This is a genomic window from Nocardia arthritidis, from assembly GCF_011801145.1.
Lineage (GTDB): Bacteria > Actinomycetota > Actinomycetes > Mycobacteriales > Mycobacteriaceae > Nocardia > Nocardia arthritidis_A.
This window is the reverse complement of sequence record NZ_CP046172.1, coordinates 3,680,448-3,700,204: the sequence shown is the minus strand read 5'-3', so window position 1 is coordinate 3,700,204 and position 19,757 is coordinate 3,680,448. Positions and strand designations below refer to the sequence as shown.

Annotated in this window: 21 protein-coding genes; 4 read left to right on the top strand and 17 right to left on the bottom strand. The window is 65.2% G+C overall.

Going from position 1 to position 19,757, the window contains the following annotated elements; all coding sequences use genetic code 11:
• Positions 1-3 precede the first annotated feature (3 nt).
• On the bottom strand, positions 4-1,338 hold the full coding sequence (locus F5544_RS16645) for an alanine racemase (protein ID WP_167474029.1): 1,335 nt from the start codon (positions 1,336-1,338) through the stop codon (positions 4-6).
• Between the two features lie 167 nt (positions 1,339-1,505).
• Here F5544_RS16645 and F5544_RS16640 point away from each other — a divergent pair, with 167 nt between their 5' ends.
• The 3 genes from F5544_RS16640 to F5544_RS16630 are packed head-to-tail and all read left to right on the top strand — an operon-like array spanning position 1,506 to position 3,720.
• The gene (locus F5544_RS16640) at positions 1,506-2,546 is read left to right on the top strand and encodes a sugar kinase (RefSeq protein ID WP_238847279.1); all 1,041 of its coding nucleotides are present in this window, start codon (positions 1,506-1,508) and stop codon (positions 2,544-2,546) included.
• Positions 2,543-3,310 carry an IclR family transcriptional regulator gene (locus tag F5544_RS16635; RefSeq protein ID WP_167474028.1) on the top strand — a complete coding sequence of 256 codons (768 nt, stop codon included), beginning with the start codon at positions 2,543-2,545 and terminating at the stop codon, positions 3,308-3,310. The genes F5544_RS16640 and F5544_RS16635 overlap by 4 nt, the downstream gene beginning before the upstream one ends.
• A 2-nt stretch (positions 3,311-3,312) precedes the next feature.
• Complete coding sequence (locus tag F5544_RS16630) at positions 3,313-3,720, top strand: RidA family protein (RefSeq protein WP_167474027.1); 408 nt, start codon at positions 3,313-3,315, stop codon at positions 3,718-3,720.
• A 39-nt stretch (positions 3,721-3,759) separates the two neighbouring features.
• Here F5544_RS16630 and F5544_RS16625 read toward each other — a convergent pair whose 3' ends face one another.
• Positions 3,760-5,964 carry a penicillin acylase family protein gene (locus F5544_RS16625; protein WP_167474026.1) on the bottom strand — a complete coding sequence of 735 codons (2,205 nt, stop codon included), beginning with the start codon at positions 5,962-5,964 and terminating at the stop codon, positions 3,760-3,762.
• A 20-nt stretch (positions 5,965-5,984) separates the two neighbouring features.
• Between F5544_RS16625 and F5544_RS47070 the strand changes: the two genes are divergently transcribed.
• Positions 5,985-6,107, top strand: a complete 123-nt coding sequence (locus F5544_RS47070; protein ID WP_275107037.1) for a hypothetical protein — start codon at positions 5,985-5,987, stop codon at positions 6,105-6,107.
• On the opposite strand, the gene F5544_RS16620 is transcribed toward F5544_RS47070, so the two are convergent.
• The 15 genes from F5544_RS16620 to F5544_RS16550 form a co-directional block, all read right to left on the bottom strand.
• Positions 6,092-6,430 carry a hypothetical protein gene (locus F5544_RS16620; protein ID WP_167474025.1) on the bottom strand — a complete coding sequence of 113 codons (339 nt, stop codon included), beginning with the start codon at positions 6,428-6,430 and terminating at the stop codon, positions 6,092-6,094. The genes F5544_RS47070 and F5544_RS16620 overlap by 16 nt on opposite strands.
• A 179-nt stretch (positions 6,431-6,609) precedes the next feature.
• A complete protein-coding gene (locus F5544_RS16615; protein ID WP_167471233.1) occupies positions 6,610-6,840 on the bottom strand; it encodes a hypothetical protein in 231 nt (76 codons plus the stop codon).
• A gap of 309 nt (positions 6,841-7,149) precedes the next feature.
• Positions 7,150-7,734 carry a hypothetical protein gene (locus F5544_RS16610; RefSeq protein WP_167474024.1) on the bottom strand — a complete coding sequence of 195 codons (585 nt, stop codon included), beginning with the start codon at positions 7,732-7,734 and terminating at the stop codon, positions 7,150-7,152.
• Entirely contained in the window at positions 7,716-8,564 is an 849-nt protein-coding gene (locus tag F5544_RS16605) for a hypothetical protein (RefSeq protein WP_167474023.1), read from the bottom strand. The genes F5544_RS16610 and F5544_RS16605 overlap by 19 nt, the downstream gene beginning before the upstream one ends.
• 2 nt (positions 8,565-8,566) lie before the next feature.
• Positions 8,567-8,878 carry a hypothetical protein gene (locus tag F5544_RS16600; protein WP_167474022.1) on the bottom strand — a complete coding sequence of 104 codons (312 nt, stop codon included), beginning with the start codon at positions 8,876-8,878 and terminating at the stop codon, positions 8,567-8,569.
• Positions 8,875-9,450, bottom strand: coding sequence for a hypothetical protein (locus F5544_RS16595; protein WP_167474021.1), 576 nt, complete (start codon positions 9,448-9,450; stop codon positions 8,875-8,877). The genes F5544_RS16600 and F5544_RS16595 overlap by 4 nt, the downstream gene beginning before the upstream one ends.
• A 4-nt stretch (positions 9,451-9,454) precedes the next feature.
• Positions 9,455-9,742 carry a hypothetical protein gene (locus F5544_RS16590; protein WP_167474020.1) on the bottom strand — a complete coding sequence of 96 codons (288 nt, stop codon included), beginning with the start codon at positions 9,740-9,742 and terminating at the stop codon, positions 9,455-9,457.
• A gap of 116 nt (positions 9,743-9,858) precedes the next feature.
• Entirely contained in the window at positions 9,859-10,056 is a 198-nt protein-coding gene (locus tag F5544_RS46360) for a hypothetical protein (RefSeq protein WP_238847278.1), read from the bottom strand.
• Positions 10,057-10,897: 841 nt separating this feature from the next.
• Positions 10,898-13,729, bottom strand: a complete 2,832-nt coding sequence (gene ppc / locus F5544_RS16580; RefSeq protein WP_167474019.1) for a phosphoenolpyruvate carboxylase — start codon at positions 13,727-13,729, stop codon at positions 10,898-10,900.
• 57 nt (positions 13,730-13,786) lie between these two features.
• Positions 13,787-14,929, bottom strand: coding sequence for an AAA family ATPase (locus tag F5544_RS16575; RefSeq protein WP_167474018.1), 1,143 nt, complete (start codon positions 14,927-14,929; stop codon positions 13,787-13,789).
• 38 nt (positions 14,930-14,967) lie between these two features.
• Positions 14,968-15,525: a sugar O-acetyltransferase gene (locus tag F5544_RS16570; protein ID WP_167474017.1), complete on the bottom strand. Its 558-nt coding sequence runs from the start codon at positions 15,523-15,525 to the stop codon at positions 14,968-14,970.
• An 83-nt stretch (positions 15,526-15,608) separates the two neighbouring features.
• Positions 15,609-16,175, bottom strand: coding sequence for a GTP-binding protein (locus F5544_RS16565; protein ID WP_167474016.1), 567 nt, complete (start codon positions 16,173-16,175; stop codon positions 15,609-15,611).
• Positions 16,176-16,203: 28 nt separating this feature from the next.
• Positions 16,204-16,650, bottom strand: coding sequence for a DUF742 domain-containing protein (locus F5544_RS16560; protein ID WP_167474015.1), 447 nt, complete (start codon positions 16,648-16,650; stop codon positions 16,204-16,206).
• Entirely contained in the window at positions 16,647-17,075 is a 429-nt protein-coding gene (locus F5544_RS16555) for a roadblock/LC7 domain-containing protein (RefSeq protein WP_120044852.1), read from the bottom strand. Before F5544_RS16555 ends, F5544_RS16560 begins: the two co-directional genes overlap by 4 nt.
• 17 nt (positions 17,076-17,092) lie before the next feature.
• Positions 17,093-19,714, bottom strand: a complete 2,622-nt coding sequence (locus F5544_RS16550) for a sensor histidine kinase (protein WP_238847277.1) — start codon at positions 19,712-19,714, stop codon at positions 17,093-17,095.
• Between the last annotated feature and the right edge of the window lie 43 nt (positions 19,715-19,757).

The window sequence follows — 19,757 nt, the reverse complement described above, 5'->3', positions numbered from 1 at the left end:
GGCTCAGAAGAAGGTGTGCACGAGGTCGACGACGCGCGGATCCGCGGCGCTCGCGTCATCGATGACCGGGATGAGCCGCCATTTGTCGAAGGCGGTACACGGATGCGAAAGTCCGAGTCGCAGCACGCTGCCTATCGGAACGTCGGCGGCGTCACCACCCGGCAGCCGCAGAAAGGTGTGCTGATCGTTGAGCGCGCTCACGGTCGCGGCCGGATTCAGCCCCGCCGTTCCAGCTCCCACGAGCAGCTGCGGCGCGGGCAGACCCTCGTCGAACGGAAAGTCGCGCTTTCCCGCGTCGAGCAGCGCGAGTTCCGGCTCGGGCCGGGAGACCGTGCGGGCCCAGCCGTGCATGGCCGAGCGCAGCCGTCCGGCCAGCGGCGAGATACCGGCGTAGAAGCCGTCGTCGTGGATGATGTACGCGCCGGAGCGCAGCACCACCGTGGTCGGAACGCCCTGTGCGCCTTCCTCGTCGGCCAGTTCCGCCAAACCCTGTACCACCAGGTCCGGATAGGAGCTGCCGCCCGCGGTGACGACGGCGGCCGCGCCGTACCAGCCGCGCGCCGCGAGTTCGCGGTGCAGGCGCGCCATTTCGCCGAGGTAGTGGCGGATGGTGTCGATCGCGGCGGTACCGCGGTCGTGGCCGAGCGCACCCTCGTAGCCCGCGATCCCGGCCAGCTCCAGCCGCGCGGATTCGGTGACCGCCCCGGCCACCTCGAGCGCGGACTCGACGCTGCGCGCACCCGTACGGCCGTGCGGCCCACCGAGTTCCACGAGCACCCGCACCCGGGACGAAGTATCGCCCAGGTGCTGGTCCATCCATCGCACGGTATCGACCGAGTCCACCCAGCTCACGAATTCGAATTCCGGATCGCGCGCCGATTCCGCTGCCACCCAACGCAATCCGACCGGGTCGACCAGCGCGTTGGCCAGCAGGACGCGCCGCACCCCGAAGGAGCGGGCCACCTGCACCTGCCAGGGTGTGGCCAGGGCGATACCCCAGGCGCCCGCGTCCAGCTGCTGGGCCCAAAGTTGCGGTGCCATGGTGGTTTTCCCGTGCGGTGCGAGCCGGACGCCATTGGCCCGCGTCCAATCCGCGTATACCGCGACATTATTTGCGACGGCGGCCCGGTCGATGGTGAATACCGGGGTGACCAGATCAGCCAAATGCGGTGCCGTGGCCAGGAATTCGCGCACGGTGCGACCCCAGGCCGCGGGCGGGAGCCCCTTGTGCTCCGGACCCAGCGTCCGACTGTCCAGTGCTGCAACGACTTCCTTGTCGATCGCCACGGCCGATCCTTCCCGCGGATATACACCCGCCGAGCTATAGCCTCCTTGCATTGCACAATATGCAATCAGTGTTGCACATCGTGTTTGGTGTGGTTATTCTGCACGTACTGTCCGATTACCGCAAGCGACGGAAGGAGTTCGGTGTGACGCGGCATACGTCGCTACGGCCCCCGGGGATGGCAGGCGGCGACGTCGACGGGTCCGAGAGACGGATCGCGGTGACCGTGGGCGAGGGCCTCGCGGTGCTGGTGGCGCATCCCGGCCCGCTGGAGGATTCCGAGACCTTCGAGCGCACGGCGGGCGGCGCGGAGGCCAATGTCGCCGCCGTCCTGGCCCAGCTCGGCGTCGAGACCGCCTGGATCTCCCGGGTCGGCGACGACGGCTTCGGCCGGTACCTCGTCGGAAATCTCGCGGCACAGGGCGTCGACGTCTCCGCGGTGGTCACCGATCCGGCCCGCGCCACCGCGGTGTACGTCAAAGAGCGCGGCAGCGGCTCCGGCAAGGCCACCGATCTGGCCGAGCAGCAGAGCCGAATGCTGTACTACCGCACCGGATCCGCGGCCAGCGCGCTGTCCGCCGCCGATTTGGCCGCACCCGCCGCCGCGCACCTGCTCGACCGCTGCCACCTGGTGCATTTCAGCGGTATCACCACGGCGCTTTCGGCCTCGGCCACCGAACTCACCGACGCGCTCATCGCCCTCCCGCGCCGCGGCAGGCTGGTGAGCTTCGACCTCAACTACCGGCCGCGTCTGTGGGCGGGCCGCCGCGAGCAGGCCGCCGATGTACTGGCCCGCCAGGTGCGCGGCAGCGATGTGGTGTTCATCGGCACCGACGAGGCGGGCGAGGTATTCGGCACCGACGATCCGGACCGGCTGCGCGCGCTGTTCCCGGAACCGGGCAGCCTCGTCATCAAGGACGACGCCAACGCCGTTATCGGATACGAAGGCGCACAGCGCGTTTCGGTGCCCGCACTGCGGGTGGAGGTGGCCGAGCGGATCGGCGCGGGCGATGCCTTCGCCGGCGGTTACCTCGCCGCACTGCTGCACGGCCGTCCGCTCGAACAGCGCCTGCGCTACGGCCACCTGTGCGCGGCGGCGGCGCTCACCGGAACCGGAGACGCCGCGAGGCTACCCGCGCCGGAAGTGCTGGCCGCGCTGGCGGCCGTCGACGAAAAGCAATGGACCAGTATCGATTACGCCGCCGCCGTAACGGGTGGCGCCGTGCTTTCCGACCCGGCATGCGATAAGGCTGAGATATGAGTCAAAGTCTGCTGCGCGCACTCACCATCCTCGTCTCACTGGGCACGGACACCCAGTCGCTGGATCAGCTCGCCGCCCAACTCGGCGTCCACAAATCCACCGTGCTGCGGCTGCTGCAGACCATGGAGTCCGAGCGCTTCGTCACCCACGACAGCCAGCATCGCTACGCACTCGGCTCCCGGCTGTTCGAACTGGCGAATCAGGCGCTGGAGCACCGCGATGTCCGCGCGCTCGCCCGCCCGCATCTGGCCAAGCTGAACGCCCAGACCGGGCAGACCATCCATCTGGCCACCTACGAATCCGGCGATGTCATCTACATCGACAAGATCGATGCGATCCACAGCGTGCGAATGTATTCCAGGATCGGGCGGCCCGCTCCGCTGCACTGCACGGCCGTCGGCAAGGTGCTCGTCGCGGCGCAACCGCCCGCCGAGCGCAGGGCCATCGCCGACCGGATCGACTATCACCCGTTCACCGAGCGCACCATCCGGACCCCCGAGCGATATCTGGCGGAGCTGGAAATGGTTGCCGCACAAGGTTATGCGGAGGATCACGAGGAGCACGAGACCTTCGTCAACTGCATCGGCGTCCCGGTGCGCAACGGCACCGGCGCGGTGATCGCGGCGGTGTCCATGTCGGTGCCGGACATGCTGCTCGACCACGACCAGGTGCTCGCCGCACTCCCCCAGGTGCGCGCGGCCGCCGACGCCATCTCCATCGAACTCGGCTGGACCGCAGGCCGGGACACCAACACGAAAGGCTGACCATGTCGGAAAAGATCGCTGTCCGTACCGAACTCGCGCCCGCACCCGCGCACACGTTCTCCCAGGGTGTGCGCAAGGGCCCATTCGTCCAGGTCTCCGGTCAGGGTCCGGTGGATCCCGCCACCAACCAGTACCTGTTCCCCGGTGACGTTGCGGCACAGACGATCCGGACCCTCCAGAACGTCAAGGCGATCGTCGAGGCGTCCGGCGCCACCTTCGACGATATCGTGATGCTGCGCGTCTACCTCACCACCCGCGACGACTTCGCCGCCATGAACGACGCATACGGCGAATTCGTCGCCGCCAACACCACCGGCGACGTACTCCCCTGCCGCACAACAGTTTTCACCGGCCTCCCGCGTGCCGAAATGCTCGTCGAAATCGACGCCGTCGCCATCGTCGCGGAGTAGGTTTCTCCGGGCGGCCCCCGTCGGCTTTTCGGCGTTCGATCACATGCCCGGGCGGTAGCTCCGCTCGATGTGGCCGTCGAGGTCCTCAGGGTAGAAATAGACGGGCCGGAGGTTGCCGCTCGCGTAGCGTTCGACCTGGTCGGTGAAGTGTGGCGAGTCGGGGTGGCCGCTCTGGCCGCCCTCTCGCACCGCCATGGCACGCAGCCTCGGCCCGAATTCCACGACCGCGACGAAGGTATTGCCGCTGGTGCCGTAGTAGCGCTTGGTTGTGCCACCGTCCGGTGTCGGTTGGCGCTTCGCACCGTACGAGGCGAGGGACCCCCACGTCGCGGAGACGAAAGGCACCGGGGTGCTCGGCTTCTCATCGTCGAAGGTCTGGTCGATCGCGTCGTCGAGGCGCTGAAAGCGGTTGATCTCGCCCCAGGGCACCTGCCAGCTGCCGAAATCGCGCGTGAGCCGCTCCATCGCCGCCTCCAGCGATGCGAGTCGCTGCTCATCGGTGCCGCGCGGCCCCTCGGCGCAGAATATGGCCAGCGAAGTCGCGGTCGAATCCGTGCCCCACCGATAGTCCCAGCCGCGCAGCAGGCCGATCGGGTCGGCGAGCTTCGCCTTCCGCGAATTGCCCTCGGGCAGTTGGTCCCACGCCGCGACGAGCTGCTGTATGAGCCCGTGCACCGGCTCCCCGTTACCCGCATCGGGGGCGAAGGCGGGGATATGGGAATCAAAGGCGGTGTCGCGCAACGTCTGTGGGGTGAAGACCTGCTGCGCGCTCAGCAGCTCGACAGCATGCGGCCCGCGTTCGGTCTCGCCGACCTGATCGAAATACCGCGGATACTTGGTGGATTCGGGACTCGCCGGGCCCGCGCAGGTCCAGGGCCAGTTGTTCGTGTTGAACACCCAACCGTTGCGCGGATTCACCGCCTGCGGCATGTCCGCGAGATCGTGCAGCCCCTGCCAGTCGGTCGCCGGATCGCTGCCGTCGACGGGCTTGCGATAGTCGAAGCGGTCGTCACGGATCGGCATGAACTGCGGCATCAGGAAGGCGATAGTGCCCCTCGAATCCGCGAATATCGTGTTGTTCGAGCTGTTGGCCTTGAATTCCGCCACCCGAAGATATTCCGCGTAATCCCTTGCCTTGGTGCGCAAGTAGCTTTGCTGCAGCGCCGCCACGGGCTTGTTCATCAGCGCGAACGCGATCCATTTGCCGTCCGCCTCACCAACTATCGGTCCGTGATGCGTCGCGAAGGTGGTGAAACTGCGATCGGCCTGCCCGCCGTCGGCCGTGCGATAGGTCAGGGTGATCGTCTTCGTGGTCACCGGCCGCGACTCGGCGCCGTACCGGTAGGAAAGGCCGCCATCCGCCGCTGTCACGATCGTCTCGGCGAACTCGTCGACGTTATCGGCGCCGGTCGAGGTGTGCATCCAGCCCGTGTGCTCGTTGAAGCCCTGGTAGATGAAGAACTGCCCCCAGGTGGCCGCACCGTAGGCGTTGAGCCCTTCACCGCTGGTCACCTGTTGTTCCGAGCGGAAGTAGAAAGTGGTGTGCGGGTTGATCAGCAGCAGCGCATTGCCGTCCTGCGTGCGGCTCGGCGCGATCGCGATGCCGTTCGAGCCCGTGGGTTCGCGCGGCAGCCCGGGGCCCGCATCGGTGGGCGCCGTTCGGTTCTCGTAGAAGGCCTGCAGCCGGGTGAGCGACGCTCGCGTGATGTCGCCGCCGATACTGCCCTCGGTGAAGCTCAGCGCCATCCACGGCTCGAATCTCGTTATCACGCGCGGATGTACATCAGGGTGCGTCGCGAGGTAATAGTTCAGCCCGTCCGCCCAAGCCTCCATCAGCTCGCGTAACCAGGCCGGGCAACTCGGATAGAGATCGTTCTTCAGCGCCTCGGGATCGATGAACAGCCGCTGGCGCAGGTCCTGCCAGATCGCACCCTCGCCATCGGCCTCGGCGAGCCGGCCGAGGTTGGTCAGATAGTTGGTTTCGATCCGGTTGAAATCGTCCTCGGCCTGGGCATACATCATCCCGAACACCGCATCGGCATCGGTCCTGCCATAGATATGCGCGATCCCCCAGTCATCGCGGGTGATCGTCACCTGCGCCGCCCGCCCGAGCCAGCGGGCGAAATCAGGCAGGGTCTGCGCGGATTCGACGGCCGCCCGACCACCTGACAGGCTCGCCGCCACCACCGCCGCTCCCCCCAAGAACTGACGTCGGCTCAGCCCTTCGTACTGCGCATTTTTCATAGTTCGGTTCCACTGATCGGTTGTCCGGCAACACTATCCGGCCCGACGGCCCAACGCACGCCCAAGCCGCACGCGCGCCGGATGTGCCGCAACCGCTGGCCGACAAGGCCGTATTCCCCGAGTGGCATCACCTCGACGCATGACCTCCGGTAGGCGGCGTCGGAGTGCTTCCCCACCAATGCATTCCGTTGTCGTCGACTCGCAGGTGGTCCCGCACGGATCCGAGCGGTTCACCGATGTCGTAGTCGGCAACGTCGCGACCGTAATCCACCGGATTCGGCGCAGTGGGCAGCCGCGGGGAATACATACTCGCGAAGGTGTCGTCAGCAGGATCGTAAGTCGACCTTCGCAACGCCAGGCGGCCATCGAAATACGGGGATCGGTAGACGACAACGAACGTCCACTCATCCTCGATCCACGCATCCTCGACGGCGATGCGCCACCCCTCGGTGGCGGTGCTGGTCATGAGCCAACTCAGGCATGCGGAAACAGCACGCTCGGACCACCGGGGAGAATCAACCGCGGCGAACACCTCCGCGAGGCGTCGATGCGCATCGGTGATCACTCGCTGCCCGGGTTCGAGGCCAGCCGTCGAGCTCACCTGTGGCCGATAAGCGCCGCAAGCACGGGTCTCCGGTCCGGGATTCACCCTGATCGCCCGCGCATGAAGCTGGGGACGTCGGCGTCGTCCGCATCCGTGCGACACATCCTGCATCCCCAGTCCGGGGAGTCCGGGCTCACCACACAACCGCCCAAGATGATTTCGCCCCGTTCGGCACTCTCGTACGCGGCATATGTGGCCTTGCCGTACTCGATAGGCGTCATCGCCATGCCGCACTGCGGGCACAGCGGGCGATCGGTGTTCTGTTCTGCCATACCGACATTCCTTCAATCGTCCATGCGATGTCGCAGTTGATGCCCGGCATCAAGACCGCCGAGAGGCCCCGTGCTAACCCGAATTGCGCAAGGCCGTGGCCAAACTGTTCATGATCAACACGGTTCCTCACTTGACCATTTCTGAGCATCTTGCACTGCACGCCCGGTTGAGCTCGCAGCGCAAGATCCTTTAGTCCAAACCACGCCGTTCGGCCACGCTCATCGACGGGGTAGAAATCGCAATGATTGCGGTAGCAGGCATCACCTGCTAGCCCCGTCTACCGGAAGTTGCGAAACATAGGTTCTGGATCAGTTCTTCAGGGATCGAATCATGCCCACCAGTACTCGCGCACCGGTCTCCGTTGTCCGATCATCGCGGCCAATGAATTCGAACTCTCCCCGCCATCCATCGATGGTTGCCGTAAGCAACACATATTGAGCTGAGGTTGTTGTACCGGGCGGCACTGTCTTTGCAGGGCTCGGAGTTGCAATGATCGAGATACCGTCGACGACCAACACCCGTGCCGGAAAGGTTGCAGTCGGTGATGGCGTTGAGGACGGACTCCACGTCGCCGATGGCGCATCAAGGGATATATATCCAAGATATTCGTAATCAGAGTCGGCAGGATGATAGTCGCATCCGTTTCCGGCTCCGATCTTTTCGGTCACAGGTTTCGTAGCTATAACTTCGACCTGCAACTTGTCGACCCGAAATTGGTCCGTGTAGAATTTCTTCGGAAAGTCACAAAGCTCCTGAATAGTATGGTTACTCTGCCGAACTTCGGACTTATCGGCAGGCGAGTTCGTTCCCGGCGACCTGCAACCAGACAACAAAGTCACCGATACCAGAACCAGAACGGGTCCGAGCAGTTTCCTCATTCCGCCGCCGTCCATGCTGGAGTAGGATCATTGGCATCGAATTCCGTGGATGCGCTTTGCGGCCATTTGTTATTGTAGATCCCTTTTGGGTTACTTATCGCGGCATAGACTTTATTTATGCTATCAACCTCAGCCCTTAGGGCTACAGTAAGATTTTTAGCATATGTAACGAAATTATTAGAAACAACTTTGATCAGGTCTATCACATCCGAAATTCCCCAAGGAGCCGAGAAGTAGGTAGCAATCTTGACGAGAGCCGCCCCTAGGGACGCCAGGAAACTGGTCAATTGGGCAGCAAGATCAGTATAGTACTGCCAGGCCGCATTGGAAGCCGCTACGAGACTCGAATTCAGTGTGTCACAGATCGTTTTCACCGAATCCATGGCAGTGTCCTGGATAAGACGCTTGTTCAGATACCGATCGGCGGACGTTCCTTTCCAATAGCCGGTCAGGTTGCCACTATTGATCTCATCGTTCTGCGCCGCACCTATCGTGCCCTTGAGATCCAGCCACTCTCCGCTGGTTTGCAGCATTGCGATCGGCGCCTTGGTAGCCTCAATGGCATCGTGAAGGTCCTCGAGAAGATCACGAATCTTTTGTTTGATTTCTTCCTTATTCCTTTGCATATTACCAGTCAGGTCATTGTGCGTAATTTTTCCATAAGCACCGCCCACTACTGCACCGAGACCTGGAAAAGCTCCGTTTGCTTCTTGCGCCGCAGCGATTACCGCCGCTTTATTGAAGGCATCTTCGACCTTATCGGGCTGTTTCCGCAGATCCTCAACCTTGTCCGCAAATTTTTGTATCACCTCATTGATATCATCGAGGGTCTTGTTTGCGCCCATTGCTACACCCCTTCGAGCTTTATCAAGGTATTTGCAAATCGCTTATCTTTTTCATGGTATACATTGGCGACATGAAGCAGGACAGAGCCGATCGAATACGCTTCGTTCTTTCCCTCCGTCAGCCTTTCGTTCATGTACTTCGCTGCGATAATATGCGCATGCCAGATAGACTCGAAGACAGACCAGTTCACATCCCGGTGTTCGTCCTTGAGCTTCTGCGCCAGCTCAGCGCCTTCACCGAGCGCTCGGCTCGCATCACGCCACGCCTTTGCGGCAGCACGAAGATGATCCAAGTCGACCTGCAACTCTGTCATTGAGGGTTCCTCGTCAAGTAGTTCCTATATTCGTTGAGCTCGTGTTCGAGCTCCTCATCATCACGCTGCGCCCAAGAGCCATCCTCATCGAAGCGCGGACGCTGTCGGCGAACTTGATTTGCGCACTCGATGATGTCGTAGCCGATATACGACGGTTGAGTAGATGCCGCCCACCTAACATCGATCTTGATGTCGAGCAGGCGCGACATATTTGCAGTGACAGTTACCGATGGCAATTCGAAATCTGTTGTAGGCCCAGTGCCGATGAACTCGCAGTACCCTTGTGCGGCTCGTTCGATCAATTCATATTCCGCCAGGGACTTCGAGTTGAGTAGCGCGATCATCTCTGCACGCCTGGATGGGCGGACACTCAGGGCGGAAAAGTTGCCAGTTGCGATCACAGCCGCGTCATGCTTCCATAGGGCATTGTAGTAGCCGGTCATTGCAGCGGCGGAAAAGTTACATGATTCCAGCTGGGCATGCAGGCTGCCGTTCACATCGATCCGCGTTGGCAGTCGACCATCGTCGAGAGTCATCTCGAATAGGCCGATACCAATCAGTGTTGTAGTCACTTTGTCACTTTCCTAATTTGTGGCGCCGCAGGTATTCATCATGCTGTTGATTCTCGCGGTAAAAGCGTTGGGTGAGGGTGGTGAGGCGGTTGATTTCGGAGACCATGGCCACCTGGTCGATCGGCCTGGCAATGATCGGGTCTCCGGTTTTGGCGCAGTAGCGGCTATCCGGGTAGTCCACCCACCAGAAGCCGAGCCCGAACGCTGGGCGGGCATCGATCGCCGGACCAGCGAATATCGCGATCTCCCCACCCTGCCAGTCATCAGACCCCTTACTGATATCCACAGCCATACGCAGCGCGATGCACAAACCCCCGCTACCTGCGCAAAACTAAACAACTCGCGCACTGTTGGCGCTAATATTACGGGCTGGAAGCACCTTCCGCCGACATTTCGACCGAGCGCTGATCACGGCCCTCCGCGCAACCGCCGACGCCCCGCACTCATCTCGGCCACCAAATCTGCGTAACCGACGGTCAGCTCCGCGAGTCGTTCCCACGCATCGCCGAGCTCCCGCTCCACGCGGCTTGCCAATGCGGCGTACGCGCGAGCGATGAATTTCGCCACGACGGTCCACGACGGCAGCCAGCGCTTCCGTGTGTACATGTGATCACCCATGCCTCGGTGGGAGATTAGCACTGACCCATCGATCGAGTTCACGCATCAAAGTTACACGGCGAGAGTCGATTTCGTCGATGGCGTCGCGGTCGGCGCGGGTTGCGCGAGCGGCCCGCCAATGTTCGCTCGTGTAGGTCGGTGAGCTCACGTGCGCATCCCAGCATCGGGTGCTCGCCGGAGACCTCGCCTCGACATGCTTGCAGCAGTTGATGTTTCGAAGGAACCAGACCGGTCACCACCATGGCGCTCATGCCCGGCACAAGCGTGCGGCGTCGAGTACGACAATTCCTAAGGGGCGAAATTTGTCCCGTGGCGGGATGATCCAGCGCCGGTATCCGGTCGCGGCGTCATGGGCGACAGCAACGAGATCTCGCCGCCCACGGGAACGATCTCGATGTTCAGGTGCAACAGTTCCGCCGACAGATCCACACCCTCGGGGAGGTCTGGTCTCCACAGAAACGACCGTCGATGAGATTGAAGGTGAAAAACGATGGGCCCCAGGGTGACTCGCCGGTGCAACATCTCGTGGAGTACCCGCTGCCCAGCATCGCGATCATGGTGATGGCCTCCGAAGCTGTGCAAAGCCCCAAGATGCGAGTCGCACCTGATTCGGGATTTATTCGATTCAAGATGCCATTCCACTCATTTCACAACGAGATGCGATGACCAGCGACGATGAACCCGAACCCTCGACATTGGCGCGACGACAGCCGGGCCGGGTCCTGCGCGAGCGACGAGACGAGACCGGTCACGGCGAGTTCAGCCCTTGTGGCTGAACGGTGGTAGCCCGCTGTGGAGCAGGGCTACCACCATGCGAAAACCCTTGCTGCTAACCGGAATTGCGCAGGGCCGTGGCCAAACCGTTCATGGTCAGTAGGATTCCGCGCTTGACCAGTTCCGAATCGTCTCCCGCGCGGAGTCGTTTCAACAGCTCCACCTGCATTTGGTTCAGGGGTTCCAGGTAGGGGAAGCGGTTGTGGATGGATTCGGCGAGGGATGGGTTGTCGGCGAGGAGGTGGTCGTTGCCGGTGATGGCGGCGTGCATGCGGACGGTGCGGGCGTGTTCGTCGCGGATCATGCCGAAGATGTGCTCGCGCAAGGCGATATCGTCGACCAGTTCGGCGTAGCGGGCGGCGATGTCGAGGTCGGATTTCGCCATCACCTGCGCCAGGTTCGAGAGCACGGTGCGGAAAAACGGCCAGCGGCGGTACAGCTCGGACAGCCGGGCCAGCCGCTCCGGATCGCCGCCGACCCACTCCTCGAGCGCGGTTCCGGTGCCGTACCAGCCGGGCAGCATCACCCTGGCCTGACTCCAGGCCATCACCCACGGAATGGCGCGCAGATCGGATACCGAACTGGTGGGTTTGCGGGAGGCCGGGCGGCTGCCGATATTGAGGTCGCCGACCTCGGCCACCGGGGTGGACTGCCGGAAATACTCGACGAATCCGGGTGTTTCGTGCACCAGGCGGGCGTATGCGGCGCGGGCGCGGGCGGCCAGCTCGTCCATCAGCTCGTAGGACGGTTCGGCGTCCGCGCCGAGACCCTCGACGTCGAGCAGTGTCGATTCCAGTGTCCCCGCGATCAGCGATTCCAGATTGCGAAGTGCCGCACCGGGTTCGGCGTATTTGGCGGCGATCACCTCACCCTGTTCGGTGAGCCGCAGCGATCCGCGTACCGCCCCGGCGGGTTGCGCCAGGATGGCGTCGTAGCTGCGTCCGCCGCCGCGACCGACCGTACCGCCGCGACCGTGGAACAGCCGCAGCCGAAGGCCGATCTTGCGGGCCATCTCCACCAGATCCAGTTCGGCCCGGTACAGCGCCCAGTTGGCGGCCAGATAGCCACCGTCCTTGTTGGAATCGGAGTAGCCGAGCATCACCTCTTGACGCATTCCCTTGGCCGCCACCAGATCTCGATACACCGGCAGCTCGAGTGTCGCGGCCAGCGTCGCGGCGCCCGCACGGAGATCCTCGATGGTTTCGAAGAGCGGCACGATGCCGACCGGACAGCTCGGCGACGCGTCCGGCCCGCTGCCCGGATCGAGCAGCCCGCCCTCCTTCAACAGCAGTGCGGCCTCCAGCATGTCGCTGACCGAGGTGCACATGCTGATGATGTAGTTCGGCACCGCGGCGGCGCCGAGGGTGTCCACCACCTCCTTCGCGGCGCGGACGATGCCGAGTTCCTTGGCCGCCAGCTCGCTGAGCCGGGCGTGCGGACCGAGCAGTGGGCGACGAGTGCGCAGCTCGTTCGAAAGCAGTTCCACCCGTTGCGCTTCCGGCAGTCCGGCGTAGTCGTCGTGCACGCCCGCCCAGGCCAGCAGCTCGGCCACGACCTGCTCGTGCACCTCCGAGTTCTGCCGCATATCGAGGCTCTGCAGGTGGAAGCCGAAGGTTTCGATCGAATGCCGCAGTGCCGCAAGGCGATCGTCGGCGAGCAGGCCGTCACCGCTGGCCCGCAGCGAGGCGTCGATCGCGTCCAGGTCGTCGAGCAGCGCCTGCGGATCCGAATACGGTTGGGCGGCAGGCGCGTCCGGCAGGCCACCGGAACCTGTCGTCGGCACGACGAAACCCTTTCCGCCGCCGGTGCGCTCGGCTCCCGGCATCGGGATGCCGCCGAGCGCCCGCTGCGCCGTCGCCGTCAACTTCGACCGGATCCCGTGCAGCGCACGGCGATACGGTTCGTCCGCGTGCGGCGCCGGATCGGTGTATCCGGCGGCCGCCAGCGCCGCGACCTCGAGCGTCACCGGCACCAGACGCGCCGACAGCGCCAGCGATTTCTCCAGCTCGACCAGCTCGTGCAGATAGTGCCCGAATGCCACCGCCGATGCGGAATACGCGGCCTGCCGCACCACTTCGGGTGTCACATACGGGTTTCCGTCACGGTCACCGCCGATCCAGGAGCCGGGCCGCAGTATCGGCCGCGGCAGCAGCTCCACGCCGGGCCAGCGGGACCGCAGCGCCGCGCGCACCTCGGCGTTGATCCGCGGGATCACCTCGAGCAGCGTGAGATCGTAGTAGCGCAGCCCAACGGCGATCTCGTCCTGGATCCGCAAGCGCGCCAACCGGATCAGCGCCGTTCGCCACAGCGTCAGCACCTGCCCGCGGATCCGCGATTCCAGCTCGTCGCGCTCGCCCTCCGGATACCGCTGGCGCTGCCGCATCAGCTCGGTGATCCTGGTCTGCACGTCGAAGACGCTGCGGCGGCGGGTCTCGGTGGGGTGCGCGGTGATCACCGGCGACACCAGTGCGTCGGTGAGCAGATCGGCCACCGCATCGCCGTCGAGTTCGGCCGCGTCGAGTTTGCGGTAGGTGGCGGCCAGCGAGGAATCCTGCGGCGGCTCTCCCGCGGCGATGTGCGCGGCCCGCCTGCGGTCGCGCTGGATGTCCTCGGCCAGATTCGCCAGCAGCACGAAATGGCTGAACGCGCGGATCAGCGGCAGCGCGACCGCGATATCGACGCCGTCGAGCATTCGCGCCACCGCGCTGCGCCCGACCTCCTCCCGGCGCACCCGGAACGCCTCGATCCGCACCCGCTCGATCAGGTCGAATACCTCGGGGCCCTCGTGGTCGCGGATGGTGTCGCCGAGTACGCCGCCGAGGAAGCGGATATCGTCGCGCAGCGGCCGGATCGCGTCCTGCTCGGTCTCGATTCTCGATTCGCCCATGTAACAGACCCTATTGCGGGCCCGCCACGCTTGGTATGCGACCCCGCCCACATCCGGCTATCGCTTTGGCCAATGCCATGCGGGCGCGTCCAGAATTCCTTGGTCGGCAACGGTTGTCGCGCCGTTCTCCTTGACGAGTTCGACGGTGTGCGGTTCGACCTCGCCGTGCGCCATCGCGTTGATCAACGGCTGCGAATGCGTCACCACCACGATCTGTGTCTCGCGGGCCGCCGCGGCGATGAGTATGCCGAGCGGAATCAGCAATTCCGGATGCAGGCTGGTCTCCGGCTCGTTCAGTACCAGCAACTCGGGCGGGCGGGGTGTGCACAGCGCGGCGACCAGCAGCAGGTATCGCAGTGTGCCATCGGATAATTCGGCGCTCTCCAGCGGGCGGTGCAGACCCGGCTGATGCAGGGCCACCGCGAACCGGCCGTCCTGGTTGACGATATCGACCTCGCTGCCCGGAAACGCGTTATCGATCGCCTGCCGCATGCCGTCGGCATCACCGATCTCGCGGATGGTCTGCAATGCGGCGGCCAGATCCGCGCCGTCGTGCGCCAGCGCCATGGTGCGGGTGCCGACCTGCGGCGAGCGGGCCGGCGCGTCGGCATCGGTGCGCAGATGATCGTAGAAGCGCCATGAACGCATCCGTTCCCGCAGCACCAGCAGGTCGGGTGCATTCTGCGGGTCGGCGAGTTCGCTGAGCATGCTGTCGAACGACTTCATCGGATGCGGCACCATCGACCAGCCGCCCTCACCGCCGCGCAACCGGACCACCGGCCCGCCGCGCTCGGCCAGCAGCGTCGACGGCCGCAGCACCGGACCGGCCCACACCGCCTCGGCCTTGATCTCCGGATCCCGGTTGAACATCGACGGCAGGCCGACCCCGTCGCTGGTCGGGACCGGAATTCCGAGATCGACCGCGTAACCGAAGTCCTCGCCGCCGAAACCCACCCGGAGCCCGAGCGATTCGTTGCGCGCCGTACGGCCGGGCCCGGCCCACAGCGTGGAATCCAGCCCACCCTCCCGGGCCAGCGTGGCCACCGCGCCGTTCCCGGCGCAGTTCGCCAGCAGCCGCAGCACCCGGTACATACTCGATTTACCGCTGCCGTTCGCCCCGGTGACGACCGTCAACTGCCCGAGCGGCACCACCAACTGCCGCAACGACCGATAGTTCTGCACGGCGAGGGTGGTGAGCATGGCCCCAGGCTATCCGCGAGCTATGACAATCCGCCGGTTCACAGCTCCCGCAGCACCCGCGCCGGATTACCCGCAGCAAATGTTCGGGGCGGAAGGTCCCTTGTCACCACGCTGCCCGCGCCGACCACCGTATCGTCGCCGACGGTCACCCCGGGACAGACGATCACCCCGCCGCCGAACCACACGTTGTTCCCGATCCGGATCGGCGCCGCCGACTCCCAACGCTGCCTGCGCAACTCGTGCTCCGCCAGCGGATGCAGCGCGGTGAGCAGCTGACAGCGCGGCCCGATCGATACGTCGTCACCGATGACGATCGGCGCGCAATCCATCAGGATCGCATCGTAATTGAGGAAACTGTTCGACCCGATCTCGATGAGATACCCGTAGTCGCACTGGAATCGGGGCATGATCCACGATCCGTCACCCAATTTGCCCAGCAGGCCCCGCAATACGGCATCGCGCCGCTCGGTCTCCGCCGGCCCCAACCGGTTGAACTCGTCGCACAACTCCTGCGCACGCAGCCGCTCGGCCACCAACTCCGGATCGCTGTCCCGGTACAACTCCCCGCGGAGCATCCGCGCCTTCTGTTCACCCACCGCGCCCAGCGTATAGCGCCGAAACGCCACGAGGCTTCGACGAAAGTGACGGCGGCGCTACCGAATCCGCCGTCACCCCCGCACTAGCTGACGACCCGGTGTTCGGCCGAGAGCCGGTGGAACAGCACCTGTTCCAGCAGCGCGACCAGCACATCCTTCACCGATTCCCGTTGCCGGGCATCGCAATCCAGCACCGGGATCCACTCGTCGAGATCGAGCGCCTCGCGCACCTCGTTCAGGTCGAACTGGGCCATACCGTCGAAACGGTTGACCACCACCACGAACGGGGTGTTCTTCTCCTCGAAGTAGTCGAGCACCGGGTAGCAGTCCTCCACCCGGCTGGTGTCCACCACGATCACCGCGCCGAGCGCGCCGTCCACCAGGTCGTCCCACAGGAAGACGAACCGGTCCTGGCCCGGCGTGCCGAACAGGTACATGATCAGCGAGCTGTCCAGGGTGATACGACCGAAGTCGAGCGCGACCGTCGTCTCGGTCTTCTCGGCGCGCCTGCCCGGATTGTCGATGCCGAGCGCGACCTCGGTCATCGCCGCCTCGGTGACCAGCGGCTCGATCTCGGAGATGGCCCCGATGAATGTCGTCTTCCCGACGCCGAAACCCCCGCTCACCACGATCTTCACCGAAGAAGGCATGGGGCGTTCGACCTCGGGCGTGCGATATTCAGAGTGCCCGTACAAGGTCCCTGATCCTCTCGATGGCTGCGGTGGATAGCTCCGGCGCGTCGCGCACCGTCACGTGCCCGGCCGCCGCGAGATCGCTCACGATCACTTTCGCGACGCCGACCGGAACATGAAGCGCCGTACCGATTTCGGCGATGGAATGCGGTTTCTGGCACAGCTGCACCACGGTCCGCTGCTCGAACTGCAGCGGTGCCGACAGCGCCGCGGGCGGCGCGTGCACCAGGGTTTCGATCCGCAACCCGTCCATCAGCGGGATGGTGCGGCCTGCCGTCACGACGAAGGGCCGGACGAACCGGTCGGCGGGATCGTCGACCGGTTCCGGCTCCTCGTTGCGCTGCACCGGCTGATCGCCGCCGAACCAGCCGAAACGCGGCGGCGGGGGGATCATCCGCGGATCCGGCGTCCGTGGCCGGTCTGGATCTCTCATCTGCGTAACGTCTCTCTCAGTTCCGAGATCAGCGCCGGATCGAGCAGCGCACCGGCCCGTTCGGCGAGCACGGCCATCTCGTAGCCGACCAGCCCGACATCGCAACCGCCGTCGGCGATCACGCCGAGGCAGCTGCCGTCACCGAGCGCGGAGACCAGCAGGAAGCCGCGCTTCATCTCGATCATGATCAGCTTCAGCCCGTCGAACTGATAGCTGCGCGATGCGCTCTTGGCCAGGCTGGCCAGGCCGGACACCATGGCGGCCAGCCGGTCCGCGCCGGTGCGGTCCAAACCCTCGGACATGGCGATCAGCAGCCCGTCGGAGGAGACGGCGACGGTGTCGCGGACACCGTCGGTGTTGCGCACGAAGTTGGCGAGCAACCAGTTGAACGTGTGCGGGTCGGCACTCTGTAAATGGGGGGTCACCGATTCTCCTCCTGCGATCACGGCTCGGGCCAGTTCTGCGCCAAATCCGTGGCGCTGCTGTCGGTGTCTGGGGTGGTCCCACCACGCTCATGACCGGCCCGGAAGGACGAGAGCATGCTGCGGACGTCGTTCGGTGTGCGATCGGGAGCTGGCCCGCGATCCGCGTGCGCCCCCGACGCGGCCGGGCGGGTCGTCCCGGAGACCTCGGTGTCCGGTCCGGAGCCGCGAGATCGCTTGTTGCGCTTGACGAGTCCGTTGCGGGTGCGCTGCACCCCCATGTCGTTCGATGAATTTACACCCGATCTTGCCGTCGCGCTGTCCGACTGCGGGATGCGCCACTGCGAACTGTCGTTCGGCAGCACCGGTTGCGCGCCGGTCGGCGGATCGACCGGCGAGACGAAATGCGAGTACGCCGAGGTGTCGAAGGCCGAATCCGAAAGCCTTGGCAGCTCGCCGGTTTCGTAGCCGGGTTCGTCGCGGTGCGCGGCATGCGCCGGGGTGCGGCGCTCCGGAACGATCGGGTATGCGCCGGAATGCTCTGCGGCACGGACGAATTCGGGATCGTGTCCGTTGCGCACCGAACCGCCTGCCGGTCCGGTGGCCCCGGCCAGGCCCGGCACCTCGTGCACCTCGACCGCGTCACCGCGCACCGCGAGCGCGGGCTCGGAGTACGACGGCTCGGCGGGACGGGCGACCTTCGGCGGAGGCGGCGACGGCAGCGCGGGCGACGGCCCCGCCGACACCGCGGTCTGCTTGGGCGCCAACGGATCCTGATCCACGGCGAGCACCGCGGTCGGCATGAAGACCCGGGCCACGATGCCGCTGACCGGCGAGACGTTCAGCTCGACCTCGACGCCGAGCCGCTGCGCCAGCCGGCCGACCACGTAGTGGCCGAGGTAACGCGACGGCGAAACGATGAAGTCCTGCTCGCCGCGCAGCCTGGCGTTGGCCGTCGCCAGCTGGTCCGGCGGCATGCCGACACCGTGGTCGACCACCGCGAGCAGATAGCCGCCCGGCACCTTGCGGCCGTAGATCTCGACCTCCAGATCCGGCGGCGAGAAGGCGAGCGCGTTCTCGATGAGCTCGGCGAACAGGTGGGCCAGCTCGCTGACCACCGCGCCCTGGATCTCGACGTCGTCCACCCGGCGCAGCGCGACCCGGCGGTAGTCGTCGACCTCGGAAAGGCCGGCCCGGATCACGTCGGTCAGCGGGATCGGCTGGGCCCACCGCCGCGGGCTGCCCTCACCGGTGAGCACCAGCAGGCTTTCGGCGTTGCGGCGCATGCGGGTCGCGAGGTGGTCCAGCTCGAACAGCTTGGCCAGACCCTTCGGATCGAGTTCCTCGCGCTCGAATTCGGAGATCAGGTTCAGCTGGCGGCGCACCAGGTTCTGGTTGCGCCGGGCCAGGTTCGCCATGGATTCGGTGGTGTTGCGCCGGATCAGCGCCTGCTGCGAGGCGAGTTCGAACGCGGTGGTCTGCACGTTGTCCAGTGCGCTCGCCACGGCTTCGATCTCGACGCTGGAACCCGCCGGGGTGCGCACCGGCGCGGGCGGATCCGGGTAGCTGTCACCGGATTTCAGCCACGCGTCGATGACCTCGGGCAGTCGCCGCTCGGCCACGTCCTCGGCCTCGGTCGCGACGATGGCCAGCGGGCGCTGGATACCGCGCACCGAGATCACCACCAGCACGATCATCGCGATGATCGCGAGACCGGCGCCGATGAGGAAGGCGATGAGGTTGAACAGCGCGGTGCCGCGCAGATCGTCGGCGCGCGTCTTCACGTCGTTGCCGACGGTCTGCTGCACCGCGCGCTGATTGTCGATGACGCCGGTCATCTGGTTGAACCAGGCCATCGAGTCGACCCGGCGCGCCAGCTGCCCCTCGCTGGAGGTGAGGGCGACGTTCTCGGCCTGTTCGGCCTTCGTCGCGTTATCGCTCAGCGTCGAGACGTCGAGCTGGGCCCGCTCGCTCTTGGTCGCGTACTGCGCGAAGCTGGCCAGCGCCGAAAGCTTCGCCGCGCGAATCTCCATGAACTGCAGGTATTCCCCGCCGTTGAAGCCCTCGGAGGCGAAGATACCCGCGAGGAAGCCGCGCTCCTGCGCCGCCTGCTCCTTCGCGGTGCCGAGCGCGTACAGCGCCTGCAGCCCACGCCGGACCGAATTGTCGCTCGCCTGGTCGAGACCCAGGTTCAGGTTGTTCAGCGCGCCGATCGCGTCGGTGTACGCCTGGAAGGACGCCTGCCTGCTGGTGCGGCGCGAATCCACCTGGGCCCGAGTGCTCTTCAGCACATTGAACTGGGTGAGCGCGGTGTTCACCTGATCCGAACCGGGCGTACCGCCGGACGCGGCCTTGCGCAGCTCTTCCAGCCGCTGGTCGACCCGGCCGCGGGATTCGATGAGCGGCTGCTGCATCCGGTTGTCGCCGCCGAGCAGACCGCTGCTGAGCCCGCGTTCGCGCTGCACCTCGTGGATGAGGTCCTGCGCGGTCAGCGCGAGCGAGACACCGCTCACCGCGTTGTCGGCCTCGCGATAGTCGGAATACTCGTTGTAGACCGTCACCGTGAGCAGCACCAGCGCGAGCGCGAGCGCCAGCACCAGGATTCGGGCCAGCTGACCCGCGATCGTGCGGGGTCGCAGCACGCTACCCGCCGATACTCGCTTGGGCCCTGGGGAGGCCGCAGGC

Coding starts and splice junctions, on each gene's coding strand:
- F5544_RS16565 (WP_167474016.1), bottom strand. CDS start 16,175: ATGCCTTCTTCGGTGAAGATCGTGGTGAGCGGGGGTTTCGGCGTCGGG.
- ppc (WP_167474019.1), bottom strand. CDS start 13,729: ATGGGCGAATCGAGAATCGAGACCGAGCAGGACGCGATCCGGCCGCTG.
- F5544_RS16610 (WP_167474024.1), bottom strand. CDS start 7,734: ATGGACGGCGGCGGAATGAGGAAACTGCTCGGACCCGTTCTGGTTCTG.
- F5544_RS16620 (WP_167474025.1), bottom strand. CDS start 6,430: ATGACCAGCACCGCCACCGAGGGGTGGCGCATCGCCGTCGAGGATGCG.
- F5544_RS16605 (WP_167474023.1), bottom strand. CDS start 8,564: ATGGGCGCAAACAAGACCCTCGATGATATCAATGAGGTGATACAAAAA.
- F5544_RS16560 (WP_167474015.1), bottom strand. CDS start 16,650: ATGAGAGATCCAGACCGGCCACGGACGCCGGATCCGCGGATGATCCCC.
- F5544_RS16600 (WP_167474022.1), bottom strand. CDS start 8,878: ATGACAGAGTTGCAGGTCGACTTGGATCATCTTCGTGCTGCCGCAAAG.
- F5544_RS46360 (WP_238847278.1), bottom strand. CDS start 10,056: ATGTACACACGGAAGCGCTGGCTGCCGTCGTGGACCGTCGTGGCGAAA.
- F5544_RS16615 (WP_167471233.1), bottom strand. CDS start 6,840: ATGGCAGAACAGAACACCGATCGCCCGCTGTGCCCGCAGTGCGGCATG.
- F5544_RS16575 (WP_167474018.1), bottom strand. CDS start 14,929: ATGCTCACCACCCTCGCCGTGCAGAACTATCGGTCGTTGCGGCAGTTG.
- F5544_RS16635 (WP_167474028.1), top strand. CDS start 2,543: ATGAGTCAAAGTCTGCTGCGCGCACTCACCATCCTCGTCTCACTGGGC.
- F5544_RS16645 (WP_167474029.1), bottom strand. CDS start 1,338: ATGCAAGGAGGCTATAGCTCGGCGGGTGTATATCCGCGGGAAGGATCG.
- F5544_RS16590 (WP_167474020.1), bottom strand. CDS start 9,742: ATGGCTGTGGATATCAGTAAGGGGTCTGATGACTGGCAGGGTGGGGAG.
- F5544_RS16625 (WP_167474026.1), bottom strand. CDS start 5,964: ATGAAAAATGCGCAGTACGAAGGGCTGAGCCGACGTCAGTTCTTGGGG.
- F5544_RS16630 (WP_167474027.1), top strand. CDS start 3,313: ATGTCGGAAAAGATCGCTGTCCGTACCGAACTCGCGCCCGCACCCGCG.